This is a genomic window from Enterobacter cloacae complex sp. IR5428 (genome assembly GCF_049238585.1).
Classification (GTDB): Bacteria; Pseudomonadota; Gammaproteobacteria; order Enterobacterales; family Enterobacteriaceae; genus Enterobacter; species Enterobacter intestinihominis.
In genome coordinates, this window is the sequence record NZ_JBMKHV010000001.1 from 148629 (window position 1) to 162563 (window position 13935).

General features: G+C 56.5%; 10 protein-coding genes. 2 read left to right on the forward strand and 8 right to left on the reverse strand.

The window, feature by feature from the left end; translation table 11 throughout:
- Positions 1-24 precede the first annotated feature (24 nt).
- A complete protein-coding gene (locus ACOTXC_RS00740) occupies positions 25-999 on the reverse strand; it encodes a DUF1852 domain-containing protein (protein WP_063147385.1) in 975 nt (324 codons plus the stop codon).
- A gap of 168 nt (positions 1000-1167) precedes the next feature.
- Here ACOTXC_RS00740 and ACOTXC_RS00745 point away from each other — a divergent pair, with 168 nt between their 5' ends.
- On the forward strand, positions 1168-1707 hold the full coding sequence (locus tag ACOTXC_RS00745; protein ID WP_022648048.1) for a DUF2058 domain-containing protein: 540 nt from the start codon (positions 1168-1170) through the stop codon (positions 1705-1707).
- Between the two features lie 7 nt (positions 1708-1714).
- Here the strand turns inward: ACOTXC_RS00745 and ACOTXC_RS00750 are convergent, their stop codons facing one another.
- Both ACOTXC_RS00750 and azoR read right to left on the reverse strand, forming a co-directional pair.
- On the reverse strand, positions 1715-2401 hold the full coding sequence (locus ACOTXC_RS00750) for an RluA family pseudouridine synthase (RefSeq protein WP_023300051.1): 687 nt from the start codon (positions 2399-2401) through the stop codon (positions 1715-1717).
- Positions 2402-2490: 89 nt separating this feature from the next.
- Positions 2491-3096 carry an FMN-dependent NADH-azoreductase gene (azoR, locus tag ACOTXC_RS00755; RefSeq protein WP_022648050.1) on the reverse strand — a complete coding sequence of 202 codons (606 nt, stop codon included), beginning with the start codon at positions 3094-3096 and terminating at the stop codon, positions 2491-2493.
- 203 nt (positions 3097-3299) lie between these two features.
- On the opposite strand from azoR, the gene hrpA reads away from it, so the two are divergent.
- Positions 3300-7202 carry an ATP-dependent RNA helicase HrpA gene (hrpA, locus tag ACOTXC_RS00760; RefSeq protein WP_421767298.1) on the forward strand — a complete coding sequence of 1301 codons (3903 nt, stop codon included), beginning with the start codon at positions 3300-3302 and terminating at the stop codon, positions 7200-7202.
- Positions 7203-7285: 83 nt separating this feature from the next.
- Here hrpA and ACOTXC_RS00765 read toward each other — a convergent pair whose 3' ends face one another.
- The 5 genes from ACOTXC_RS00765 to ACOTXC_RS00785 form a co-directional block, all read right to left on the reverse strand.
- Positions 7286-7945 (reverse strand): O-methyltransferase, encoded by a 660-nt coding sequence (locus tag ACOTXC_RS00765; protein WP_023306151.1) that lies wholly within the window; start codon positions 7943-7945, stop codon positions 7286-7288.
- A 74-nt stretch (positions 7946-8019) separates the two neighbouring features.
- Entirely contained in the window at positions 8020-9399 is a 1380-nt protein-coding gene (locus tag ACOTXC_RS00770; RefSeq protein WP_417929589.1) for an efflux transporter outer membrane subunit, read from the reverse strand.
- On the reverse strand, positions 9396-10478 hold the full coding sequence (locus ACOTXC_RS00775; protein WP_032624299.1) for an HlyD family secretion protein: 1083 nt from the start codon (positions 10476-10478) through the stop codon (positions 9396-9398). The genes ACOTXC_RS00770 and ACOTXC_RS00775 overlap by 4 nt, the downstream gene beginning before the upstream one ends.
- A 22-nt stretch (positions 10479-10500) precedes the next feature.
- The gene (locus ACOTXC_RS00780; protein WP_023300055.1) at positions 10501-12153 is read right to left on the reverse strand and encodes an MFS transporter; all 1653 of its coding nucleotides are present in this window, start codon (positions 12151-12153) and stop codon (positions 10501-10503) included.
- A 158-nt stretch (positions 12154-12311) separates the two neighbouring features.
- On the reverse strand, positions 12312-13631 hold the full coding sequence (locus ACOTXC_RS00785; protein ID WP_063137718.1) for an MFS transporter: 1320 nt from the start codon (positions 13629-13631) through the stop codon (positions 12312-12314).
- Positions 13632-13935 lie beyond the last annotated feature (304 nt).

Below are 13935 nucleotides of genomic sequence, written 5' to 3' on the forward strand. Positions count from 1 at the left end.
GAAGAACCTTTTATTCGTATTAAATTAAAGCGTGAAGTGATGAGACCACTGCTCAAGAAGGGTTTTATAGGGTTTGATGAACCGCTCTTCGGTATATTTACCCTGTTCAATGGCCAGCCGGCTGCGCTCTTCACGGTCATAGACGATTTTTGTTAATGAGTGATCCTGCTGATTCAGGTCGGGCTGATAGCACTGTCCCGCAGCGGAATTGGCATTGTAAATTTCTGGTCGATAGATCTTCTGGAACGTCTCCATGGTGCTGATGGTGCCGATCAGTTCCAGATTGGTGTAATCACGCAGTAAATCGCCGGTGAAGAAGAAGGCAAATGGCGCGACGCTGTTTTCCGGCATGAAATAGCGAACCTTGAGGCCCATCTTCGCGAAGTACTGTTCCGTTAGCGACTCGCCGTCCGGCTGGTACTCATACCCCAGCACCGGGTGGTGGTTACCGGTACGACGATAGGTGTCTTTGCTGGAGACGCTCAGGCAGATCACCGGCGCTTTTTTAAAGTTCGCCTGATATTCCGCAGAATGAATGAAGCTTTTAAAGATATTGCCGTGCAGCTCGCCAAAATTCTCGGGGAGGGTAAAACGGGGCTGATCTTTATTATGTTCCAGCAGCAGGACGCTGAAATCATAGTCACGAACATAGGATGAGAAGTTATTCCCGACGATGCCTTCGATGCGCTCGTGGGTTTTTTTATCCACGATCGTCGTTTGCAGAATTTCGATGGCCGGGAAAGTAAAATCGCCGCCGATATTCATATCGACTGAAATAATCTCCAGCTCGACGGCATAGCGGTCGGCTTTCGGGTTATCCCAGCTCGCCAGCGCGTTAAATCGGTTGTTGATCATCACCAGCGTATTGCGCAGGTTCTCCTGACGCTTCTCGCCACGCGCCAGGTTGGCGAAGTTGGTGGTGGTGCGCGTGTTTTCTGACGGGTTATAATTTTCATCAAAGCAACTGCGCTTAAGGGTAAATGTGAAAGCCTGACTCATTTGGTTATGCATCCTAAGTTCATGTTGCCTAAACGTTATCAATGCATAATTTATGCCTGAGCCACTGGCGCAGGGGAAGTGACTTAATTTCACTGCGTCATGAGGGTTCTTCATGAACTGCGCGATTCAGGTATAATCCCCCGACATTTCCAACCGGTTTAAACGATCATGACAAAACTCACCCTACAAGAGCAGATGCTAAAAGCGGGCTTAGTCAGCAGTAAAAAGATGGCGAAGGTTCAGCGCACGGCGAAAAAATCCCGCGTCCAGGCTCGCGAGGCGAGAGAGGCTGTTGAAGAGAATAAGAAAGCCCAGCTGGAGCGTGATAAGCAGCTGAGCGAACAGCAAAAACAGGCGGTGCTGGCAAAAGAGTTCAGGGCGCAGGTGAAGCAGCTGATTGAGATGAACCGCATCACCGTGGCGAAGGGCAACATTACCTTTAACTTTACCGATGGCAGCCTGATCAAAAAAATCGACGTCGATAAGCAGACGCAAACCCAGCTGATCAACGGTCGTCTGGCGATTGCCCGACTGGTGATTAACGCGAATGGCGACTGTGATTACGCGATTATCCCGGCGGTGGTGGCGGATAAAATTGCCCAGCGCGATGCGGACAGCATTGTGCTTAACAGCGCGCTGAGTCAGGAAGAGCAGGACGAAGACGATCCGTACGCAGACTTCAAAATCCCTGACGATTTAATGTGGTAAACCTCGTTCAGAATGGCGCGGCGTGACGGGCATTCATGGTCTCGCCGCTCAGCGGATGAATAAAACTCAGAACGCTTGCATGCAGCATCAGCCGGGGCGTTTCTTCCGCCCCCGGCCATTCCAGACCCCCATACAGATCGCACCCCAAAATAGGGTGGCCTAACTGCTGGCAGTGAATGCGCAGCTGGTGGGTGCGCCCGGTCTCCGGAGTAAGCTCAACCCGCGTCAACGGCATTGTCGTATCCTGGTAAATACGTTCCATCACCCGATAGCGGGAGCGAGCGGGCTTACCAGTGCGCGCACAGATCGTCATCAGCGGAAACAGCGCCGGATCTTTGGCAATCGGGGCATCCACGGTCCCTTCGTCCTGTTCCACATGTCCGCACAACAGGGCGGTGTAAACCTTGGTCACGGCGCGCTGGCTGAACTGGTGGCAAAGCGCGGCGTTAATCGCTTTGTTACGTGCAATGACCATCAGACCCGAAGTGCCAAAATCAAGACGATGCACCAGCGTGCAGCCGGGAAAGGTTTGCACCAGACGGTGGTGGACGGAATCGCGGTTTTGCGGATTTTTCCCGGACAGGCTGAGCAGACCTGAGGGTTTATTGATCAGCAGCAGATGCTCGTCCTGCCAGAGGATCTCAATGTCGTCGTGACAGGGTGGTGCAATAAACGTATCGATTATGACAGACATCAGGCCGCCGGGCTGGAGAGTGGGTGCGGATGATAACGAAATACGGGGGAAAGAAAAACCCTCCCACCGGGCGGTGAGAGGGGGAAAATTTAGGCTGCGACCAGGCTGTCGATAGCGGCTTTCGCGTCGGTCTGCGCTTTGGTGGCTACTTCCGGGCCGTAAGCGATACCTTCAGCGAACACGAAGTTCACGTCGGTAATGCCGATGAAGCCCAGGAACAGCGTCATGTACGGTGCGACCAGATCGGTAGGGGTATCTTTGTGAATACCGCCGCGGCTGGTCAGGACGATAGCGCGTTTACCTTTCACCAGACCTTCCGGGCCGTTCTCGGTGTAACGGAAGGTTACGCCAGCGCGCGCCACCAGGTCGAAGTAGTTCTTCAGCTGCGTAGGAATGTTGAAGTTATACATTGGAGCGTTGATCACGATAACGTCGTGGGCCTGCAACTCAGCAATCAGCTCGTCGGAGAGCGCCAGGGCTTCCTGCTGACGTGGGGTGAGAGGCGCATCGCTCGGACGCAGCGCGCCAACCAGCTCGCCGTCCAGCACAGGAATCGGGTTTGCCGCCAGGTCACGCACGGTGATTTCATCCGCGCTGTGCTGTTCACGCCACTGTTCAACGAAATAGTCAGCCAGCTGACCAGACTGTGAATACCCTGCCAGAATACTGGATTTCAACACTAATACTTTGCTCATGGGAATTTCCTGTTTTGTATTTGATTGAGGGGGTTGCCCCGTTGCTTGTTGACACTTTATTCACAATCCTGCCACAGGGATAGCGCAATATATCGAAGCCTATGTTCGAATTTTTTGAATAAGGCGCGAAAAGCACTGATGTGGTACTCTATAGCAATCATTAAAAAGAGATTTTATCCGGCAGTGCACTGCCCGTTAACGCTATGACAGAACAACAGAAATTATCCTTCCCGGTGCTGATGCAACAGCTTGATTCGCTGATGCTGCGCGATAAACAGCGGTTTGCGCGCCGTCTGCACGGCGTTAAGAAGGTTAAAAATCCTGATGCACAACAGGCCATTTACCAGGAGATGGCCAAAGAGATTGAACAGGCGGCAGGGAAAGTTGTGCTGCGTGAAGCCGCACGCCCGGAGATTACCTATCCGGAAAACCTGCCCGTCAGCCAGAAAAAACAGGACATTCTTGAGGCCGTGCGCGACCACCAGGTGGTGATCGTCGCGGGGGAAACCGGTTCAGGTAAAACCACTCAGCTGCCGAAGATCTGCATGGAATTAGGCCGCGGGGTGAAAGGGTTGATCGGTCACACGCAGCCGCGTCGTCTGGCGGCGCGCACCGTGGCGAACCGTATTGCCGACGAGCTGCAAACGGAGCCGGGCGGCTGCATCGGCTACAAGGTGCGATTCAGCGACCACCTCAGCGATAACACCATGGTTAAGCTGATGACCGACGGTATCCTGCTGGCGGAAATCCAGCAGGATCGTCTGCTGATGCAGTACGACACCATCATCATCGATGAAGCGCACGAGCGCAGCCTGAACATCGACTTCCTGCTCGGCTACCTGAAAGAGCTGCTGCCACGGCGTCCGGATCTGAAAATCATCATCACCTCCGCGACCATCGACCCGGAGCGCTTCTCAAAACATTTCAACAATGCGCCGATCATTGAAGTCTCAGGCCGAACCTACCCGGTTGAAGTGCGCTATCGCCCGATTGTTGAAGAGGCGGACGATACCGAGCGCGACCAGCTTCAGGCCATCTTCGATGCCGTCGACGAGCTGGGCACCGAGAGTTCTGGCGACATTCTGATCTTCATGAGCGGCGAGCGTGAGATCCGCGATACCGCCGATGCGCTCAGCAAGCGCGATCTGCGCCATACCGAGATCCTGCCGCTGTACGCGCGCCTGTCCAACAGCGAGCAGAACCGCGTGTTCCAGCCGCACAGCGGGCGCCGCATCGTGCTGGCGACCAACGTGGCCGAAACCTCGCTGACCGTACCGGGCATTAAATACGTGATCGACCCGGGTACGGCGCGCATCAGCCGCTACAGCTACAGAACCAAAGTTCAGCGTCTGCCGATCGAGCCGGTTTCGCAGGCGTCAGCTAATCAGCGTAAGGGCCGCTGCGGCCGCGTGTCGGAAGGGATCTGTATTCGTCTCTATTCGGAAGACGATTTCCTGTCGCGCCCGGAGTTTACCGATCCGGAGATCCTGCGAACCAACCTGGCATCCGTTATCCTGCAAATGACCGCGCTGGGGCTGGGCGATATCGCCGCCTTCCCGTTTGTGGAAGCGCCGGATAAGCGCAATATTCAGGACGGGGTGCGGCTGCTGGAAGAGCTGGGGGCCATTACTACCGACGAGCAGGCGACGGCCTACAAGCTAACGCCGTTGGGCCGCCAGCTTAGCCAGTTGCCGGTCGACCCGCGTCTGGCGCGCATGGTGCTGGAGGCGCAAAAACACGGCTGCGTGCGCGAGGCGATGATCATCACCTCGGCGCTCTCCATTCAGGATCCGCGCGAGCGTCCGATGGACAAACAGCAGGCGTCGGATGAAAAACACCGTCGCTTCCACGATAAAGAGTCCGATTTCCTCGCATTCGTCAACCTGTGGAACTACCTCGGCGAGCAGCAAAAAGCGCTCTCTTCGAATCAGTTCCGCCGTAAGTGCCGGGTGGATTTCCTCAACTACCTGCGCGTACGCGAGTGGCAGGATATCTACACCCAACTGCGCCAGGTGGTGAAAGAGCTGGGCATCCCGGTGAACAGTGAACCGGCAGAGTACCGCGAAATTCATATCGCCCTGCTGACCGGCCTGCTGTCTCATATCGGGATGAAGGATGCGGATAAACAGGAATTTACCGGCGCACGCAACGCGCGTTTCTCCATCTTCCCGGGCTCCGGTTTGTTCAAGAAGCCGCCGAAGTGGACCATGGTCGCCGAGCTGGTGGAAACCAGCCGTCTGTGGGGGCGTATCGCCGCGCGTATCGATCCAGAGTGGGTTGAGCCGGTGGCGCAGCACCTGCTGAAACGCTCATACAGCGAGCCGCACTGGGAGCGCGGGCAGGGCGCGGTGATGGCGACGGAAAAAGTCACCGTTTACGGCCTGCCGGTGGTTGCAGCGCGTAAGGTTAATTACAGCCAGATTGACCCGGCGCTGAGTCGCGAGCTGTTTATCCGCCATGCGCTGGTGGAAGGCGACTGGCAGACGCGCCATGCGTTCTTCCGCGAAAACCTCAAGCTGCGCGCCGAGGTGGAAGAGCTTGAGCACAAGTCCCGCCGCCGCGACATTCTGGTGGACGACGAGACGCTGTTTGAGTTTTACGACCAGCGCATCAGCCACGATGTGATCTCGGCGCGCCATTTCGACAGCTGGTGGAAGAAAGCCAGCAAAGAGACCCCGGACCTGCTCAACTTTGAAAAGAGCATGCTGATCAAAGAGGGCGCGGAGTCGGTCAGCAAGCTCGACTACCCGAACTTCTGGCATCAGGGCAACCTCAAGCTGCGTCTGACCTATCAGTTTGAGCCGGGCGCGGATGCCGATGGCGTGACGGTGCACATTCCGCTGCCGCTGTTAAACCAGGTGGATGAGAGCGGGTTTGAGTGGCAAATTCCCGGCCTGCGCCGCGAACTGGTCATTGCATTAATCAAATCCCTGCCTAAACCAGTGCGGCGTAACTTTGTACCGGCGCCGAACTACGCCGAAGCGTTTTTAGGCCGCGTCACGCCGCTGGAACTGCCGCTGCTGGACGCACTGGAGCGTGAGTTCCGACGCATGACCGGGACCACCATTGACCGCGACGACTGGAACTGGGATCAGGTGCCCGATCACCTGAAAATCACATTCCGCGTAGTGGACGATAAAAACAAAAAGCTGCTCGAAGGCCGTTCTCTGACGGAGCTGAAAGAAGCGCTGAAAGGTAAAGTCCAGGAGACGCTCTCTGCGGTGGCCGATGACGGTATTGAGCAGAGCGGGCTGCACATCTGGAGCTTTGGTCAGCTTCCGGAAAGCTATGAGCAGAAGCGCGGGAACTACAAGGTGAAAGCCTGGCCAGCGCTGGTGGATGAGCGCGACAGTGTGGCGATTAAGCTCTTTGACAATCCGCAGGAGCAACAGCAGATGATGTGGCGCGGGCTGCGTCGCCTGCTGCTGCTTAACATCCCGTCGCCGATTAAGTATCTGCACGAGAAGCTGCCGAACAAAGCCAAGCTGGGGCTCTACTTTAACCCGTACGGTAAGGTGCTGGATCTGATCGACGACTGTATCTCCTGCGGTGTGGACAAACTGATCCACGAGGCGGGCGGTCCGGTCTGGACGGAAGAGGGCTTTGCTCAGCTTCATGAAAAGGTGCGCGCGGAGCTGAACGATACCGTGGTAGAGATTGCGAAACAGGTCGAGCAGATCCTCACCGCCGTGTTCAATATCAACAAGCGCCTGAAGGGGCGGGTGGATATGACCATGGCCCTGGGTCTGTCGGACGTGAAGGCGCAGATGGCGGGGCTGGTGTATCGCGGCTTTGTCACCGGCAACGGCTTTAAGCGTCTGGGTGATACGCTGCGTTATTTGCAGGCGATTGAGAAGCGTCTGGAGAAAATGGCGGTCGATCCGCATCGCGATCGAGCGCAGATGCTGAAAGTCGAAAACGTGCAGCAGGCGTGGCAGCAGTGGCTCAACAAACTGCCGCCGGCGCGTCGCGATGACGACGACGTGCGGGAGATCCGCTGGATGATCGAAGAACTGCGCGTCAGCTTCTTCGCCCAGCAGCTCGGTACGCCGTATCCCATTTCGGATAAGCGTATCTTGCAGGCGATGGAGCAGATCTCCGGCTAAAACCATTGCCCGGTGGCGCTACGCTTACCGGGCCTACGGGAGAACATGTAGGCCGGGTAAGGCGTAGCCGCCACCCGGCTTTTTTATCGTTCCACCATCGCTAGCGTAAACCCATCCCACCCCTTAACGCCCACCGTTTGCAGCGCGGTGGCGGTTAAGCGTGGGTTATCTCCAGTCATCTCGATAAACTTCCGTACCCCCTGCACGCGTGCATCGTCGCTTTGCCCGTTAACCACCTCGCCGTCGCGCACCACGTTATCGCCGATTATGACCGTGCCGGGACGGGAGTAGTGCAGCGCCCACTCCAGGTAGCCGGGATTGTTTGGCTTATCGGCATCAATAAAGATCAGGTCAAAGGGCGGGACGTCACCGAAATTCTCGAGCGACTTTAGCGCCGGGCCTGTAATCAGTTCGATACGATCGCTGAGTCCCGCAAGGTGAATGTTCTGGCGTGCAACAGCGGCATGTTTCGGGTCCGCTTCAAGCGTAATCAACTTTCCATCCGGCGGCAGGGCGCGCGCCATCCAGATTGAGCTATATGCACCAAGCGTACCGATCTCCAGAATGCGGCGGGCCTGCGTCATGCGGACAAACAGCGCCAGCAGTTGCCCCTGATTTGCGGCAACGTCGTGCTCGGGTAAACCGGCGCGTTTGTTGTTTTCAAGGACGTTCTGGAGAACTTCATCTTCAGGAATAAGCGACGAAATCATGTAATTATCTACTGAACACCACTGCTGTTGCATAGATTGACTCCTTGGGGGTATCGCCAGAGGCGAAATGTAGGCCGGGTAAGGCGTAGCCGCCACCCGGCATGTTTTCACGCACTGACCCAACCGCCGCCCAGCGCTTTATACAAATCAATTTGCGCCAGCAGCAGGTTGTTTTTCACCTGTACCACGCTGGTCTGCACCGAGAACAGCGTGCGCTGTGCATCGAGCACATCCAGATAAGAAGAGTACCCGTTGCGGTAGCGGTTTTGCGCTATCCGCAGCGTCTCCTGCGCGACCGCCTGCTGAGCCAGCAGCTCGGTAAGCTGTTCCTGATAACGGGTGATGGCATCAAGGCTGTCATTCACCTCGGCAAACGCATTACGTACGGTTTTTTCGTAGCTGTACAACGCCTGATTACGCTGAGACTGGGAGATATCCACCTGTGCATTCAGCGCCTGTCGGTTCAGCAGCGGCGCAAGAATACTGCCGCCCACGCTCCAGAGCTGGAGGGGGTTATCCAGCAATCCCGACAGCGTGCGATCCTGCACCGATCCTGTGGCCGTGAGGTTGATCGACGGCAGCAGGCTGGCGCGCGATGCCGCCAGCGTCGCGTCCGCCGCAATCAGCTGACGTTCAGCCTGGACGATATCCGGACGTCGGTTCAGTAACGTCGACGGCAACTGGGAGGGCAGTTTCAGCGGCGTCAAGGCATCAAAGCTTTCACCGCGCGCAACGTCACCCGGGTTGCTGCCCAGCAGCAGGCTGAGCGCATTCTCCTGCTGCGCAATCTGGTGCTGAAGCAGTGGAACCTGAGCGCGGGTGGCGCGCAGCTCAGAATCCGATTGCATCAGCTCAAGGCGAGAGCTGTATCCCGTCTCAAACTGTCGTTTAGCAAGATTGAACGCCTCTTCACGCGATTTCAGCGTGGACTGGGTAACGCGAAGCTGTTCATCCAGCGACAGGAGAGTGACGTACCCGGAGGCCACCGACGATGCGACCGTGAGATCTGCCGCCGCGGCCGCCGCCTTTTGTGCCTCCAGCGACGCTTCGGCGGCACGGGAGGTGCTGCGGTTTACCCCCCAGATATCCACGTCGTAGCTGGCGGTCAGGCTGCCTTTGTACAACGTACCGTATACCGGAAGGCCTGTTGCGGCGGACTGCGAGCGCGCGCGCGTCCCGGTCACGCCCGCGTCAAGCGACGGGAACAGGCTGCCGTCGGCAGCGTACACCCGGGCCTGATACTCGTTAATCCGCTCGCGGGCAATCAGCACGTCGCTGTTGTTCTTCAGCGCCTGATCCACATAGCGGTTCAGATTGCTGTCGTGGAAATTGCGCCACCAGAGCTGTTCTGTCGGGCTGGTTGGCCCCGACGTCGCGCGCCACTGGGCCGGGATGTGCAGGGACGATGTGGCGGGCTCAACGTCAACCGACTGGCAACCCGCAAGGATAGCCATCATCAGCAGGCCGGCTATCGGGCGAAGCGTCATTGTTTCGCCTCCCGCGTGTCGATGGTGACCTGCACCGACATGCCAGGTCGCAGCAGCCGGTACGCCTCCGGCTCACCGAGTACCTCAATGCGTACCGGGATGCGCTGGGCGATTTTAACAAAGTTGCCCGTGGCGTTATCCGGGGTTATAGCGCTGAACTCGACGCCTGTGGCCGGGGATATGCTCTCCACGCGGCCCTGATAGGCTTTATCGTTTAACGCATCGACGGTGAATTTCACTGGCTGTCCGACGCGTAAATTCGCCAGCTGCGTCTCTTTGATATTGGCGATCACCCAGTGCTGCGGCGGGACCAGCGTGGTAAGGTGCGTCCCGGCGGTGACGTACGCTCCCAGACGCACCGCAATCTGCCCGAGCTGACCGTCACGCGGCGCGACAATGCGGGTGTTTTGCAGATCGATCTGCGCAAGCTCCAGCGCGGCTTTCGCATTTTCAACGTCCGCTTCCAGCGAAGCGCGATTGACGATAACCGTTTGTAGATCCTGGCGCGACATCTCAAGCGTTGCTTTCGCCTGGTCGATATCGGCGCTCCCCTGGGCGGCACTGGCCAGCGCCGCATCGCGCTCGCGAATGGACAGGGAGCCGTCTGCGGTCAGATCCTTCACGCGTTTCAGATCCGCCTGGGTTTTCAGACTTTGGGCACGGGCGTTTTTCAGTGCCGCTTCGTTTTTGGCAATCACCGCTTCCGCGCTTTTACGCTGTTGCAGGTTGTTGTTCAGCGCAGCAATTTTCATTGCCAGCTGCGCCTCGGCCTGATGGACGCGCTGGCGATAGATCCGGTCATCAATCTGCAACAGCAGGTCGCCTTTTTTAACCTGGACAAAATCCTGAACATGGACCTCAGTAATGTAGCCGTTGACTTGCGGACTGATGAACGTGGTCTGGCCGCGCACGTAGGCGTTATCAGTAAACTGGGTATGACGCGTGAACGGGGGCAACTGCCAGGCATAAAGGATCACCAGCACCCCGACAATGCCGATAGCCGCGGCGGTGAAAATGGAAACGACGCGTACATTTTTGCGGGTGTTGGCCTGCTCTTTGGCGGCATCCTGCTGACTCATAACTTCTCCTGAAAAATAGTCATTACTTATTGCCAGTGGCGTTCTTAAGGGCCATACGGGCGGTGATGCGCAGGCGCAGCAAGCGCCATAAAATCCAGACCAGCGTGGCTGTGGCAATGCTCGCCGTCAGGAGATAAGTATCGTTGTAAGCCAGAATGTTTGCCTCAAGCGTCGTCACCGTCTGAAGCTGAATAATGGCCTGGGTTCCCAACAGGGAACTGTCGCCAACCAGGCTTTTATACATCTGGGTGTAAAGCTGAATGCGTTCGTTCACCAGCGGGTTGAGGGTGGTGAGCTGGTCAGCCAGCAGGCTGGAATGGTACTTCTCGCGCCAGGTCTGGAAGGTACCAAGGATTGCAGAACCCAGCAGGCCACCAAGGTTCTGACTCATGCCAAACATTACGGAAAAGCTGACCAGATTGCGTGGTTCGGCGATCACCCCGCCAATGGCGGCCAGCATCGCAGGGGCGAGGAAGAAAGCGCTGCCGAAACCAAGCAGGAACTGGCTGAACATCAGCTGATCCGGCCGGGTCAGGTTGTTGGACTGGCTGTCCAGCAGCGAAGCAACAATCATCAGCGCCAGCGAGGTGATAATCGGCCAGGCCAGCTTAGTGGGTTTGATCGTCAGACAGCTGGTGACGATACCGCAGACGATTCCGGCGAAAATAGACCACGCCAGATGGGTCATCTGTTCATTCTGTAGGCCCGCATATTGCAGCCAGCCGATGACGCCGGTGTTCTGTTCCGCCAGTACGATGCGGATCAGCAGCATAATCAAACCCAGGCGTACGATGCTGCCGCTGGACAGCCAGCGGGTATTGAGCAGCGGGTTGCTGCGGTTATGTTCAAAAACGATTGCACAGACAATTAGCACCAGCGAGAGAGCCAACGCCCAGCCGATCCACGGTGTTTCAAACCACCATTCCAGACGCCCTAGCGACAGAACCGCGCACAACAGCGCCATACCGGGCGCAAGCAAAAAGAAGGTGATGAAATCTTTCTTCTCGAAAACTTTGCGTCGATCGCCCGGGGGCAGTTTCAGCACCATCACGCAGGCCAGTGAGATCAGGGCCAAACCCAGCTCGAAGAAGTACAGCCCACGCCACTCATCAAGCTGCAACAGCTCGGTGGAGAACAGCCGCGCCAGCGGTATCGCCAGCGACGAACCGGTAATGCCGATGGTCAGCGCCTTCAGTCGGTGCTTCGCGGGCCAGGCCTGTATCTGGTAATAAATGCCGAGCGAGCTGAGCGCGGCGGCGACCATCCCGTGTGCCGCCCGTACCATCAGCGCCGAGCTGAGATCGTTCACAAACAGGTGGAAAAAGGTGACCAGCACATACAGCACCAGGAAGCCTTCCGTAAACGCGCGCAAACCGTACTGCTGGCGAAATTTTACCAGCAGCAGGTTGATGGAGACGTTGGTCATGACATAGACGGCAGGCAGCCAGGCGATTTCAGTCGACCAGGCGCCGAAGGTGCCTTGCAGATTTTGCAGATTGGCGGTGACGACCGCGTTACCCAGCGCCCCGGTCAGACACACCAGCAGGCCGACCACGCCATAGGCGATCCGTTTCGACGTCGGATGTTCCGGGGTGGAAGGGGAACCCAGCAGAGCGGGTTTCTCGTGTGGCTGCCACTCGCGAGGAGCATAAGGATCGCGTTGGGGCAGGCGCATAACGGGGTTTACCTTTCAAAATGTTGAATTGTGAGCGGGCTAATGATTCTACGGCTGACGCAAATCATAATTCAAGTGAATACGAATATTGTATGTTAATCAAATGTAGAGGGAATGATGAAGAAAAAGTGCGGCTCGCGAACGGAGCCGCAATAATATTATCGCTGTTCCGGCTGCGCCTGAAGGTGGCGTTCACGGTTGATGCGGCTGGCACAAAAAATTGCAATGAGGGAGATAGAGACCGTCACGCCCAGATACCAGGCCACGGGTACCCAGTCGCCGTCGTATTTCGCCAGCAGTCCGGTAGCGATTAGCGGTGCCGTTCCGCCCGCCAGCGCGGCCCCAAGTTGATAACCCAGCGTGATACCGGTGTAGCGAACGTTGGCACTGAAAATTTCAGAGCAGAGCGTGCCGAGAACTGCCGTCACCGGTGCCCACAGTACGCCAAAAGCGATAACGGTCGCGAGCACAATTCCCCAGGTGGTACCGGTATTCAGCAGCATAAACCAGGGCACGATAAACAGGCCGAGCACGAAGACACTGACGGCGTACATACGCTGGCGGCCAACCCTGTCGGAGAGCAGCCCCATCAGCGGGATCATGATAGTGGCGACCAGTGCGCCAAGAGTTACTGCCTCCAGCGCCTGGGATTTCTGATAGGTCAGGGTGGTAGTGGCGTAGCTCACCACAAACGTGGAGAAAATATAGAACGGTGCTGTCTCCACAACCTTAAGCCCGGCGGCAATTAGCACTTCACGCCAGTGGTGTTTTATGGTGTCGCGCAGCGGAGCTTTCGCAACCTGGCCGGATTTTTTCACTTTCTGGAAATCAGGCGTTTCGTCAATATCTTTCCGAATCCAAAGCCCCAATATTACCAGCACGGAACTGAGCAGGAACGGAATGCGCCAGCCCCAGGAGAGAAAATCCTCTTCGCTGAACAGCGTCATTAGCGAGACGATAAATGTCGCCATCAACATGCCGATGGTAACGCCCGCCTGCGGAATACTGCCGAAGAAGCCTTTGCGTTTTTCTGGCGCATACTCGTAAGCCAGCAGCAGCGCGCCACCCCATTCACCGCCGATACCCATCCCCTGAATAATACGCATCAGGATCAGCAACGCGGGCGCCCACATCCCGATCATGTCGTAGGTGGGCAGCAGGCCAATCATCACGGTTGCACCTCCCATCAATGAAAGGGTGAGGACAAGCGTTTTTTTGCGACCGATACGATCCCCGATATGTGCAAAGAGAACGCCGCCAATGGGGCGAATAAAGAAGGTCAACGAGAAGGAGAGATAGGAGAGGATCAGCCCGATTACCGGGTCGACCATCGGAAAGAAAATCTTGTTAAACACCAGCGCGGCAGCGGTGCCATAGAGAAAATAATCAAACCATTCAATAGAACTTCCCGTAAGACTGGCAATTAATACCTTTTTGTTTTTCCGCAATACCGTTGTCGTGCTCTCATGTTGTGTCATGACTCAAAACTCCGCCACGTGGATGATAATAGAGGTGTTACCTGGCGCGCTTCAGGTGCAACCTGTCGGTGTGTAATGGTTGTGAAATTGTTAAGCAACTTAGGGTTGGATGTTACGTTTGGCAAGTCAGCCAGAACTAAAACGGGTCAGATCACGATGGATTAAGCAGCAACTGGTGCTTTTTCAGCACGCTGTTGTGGCAGGATGTGTTGAAGGGCAGATAATCAAAAGCACAAACCCAGGGTGCAACCCAATTGTTTTTGGATGTTTCTGGTTATTTCATCAAAATGACAAATATGCAGCG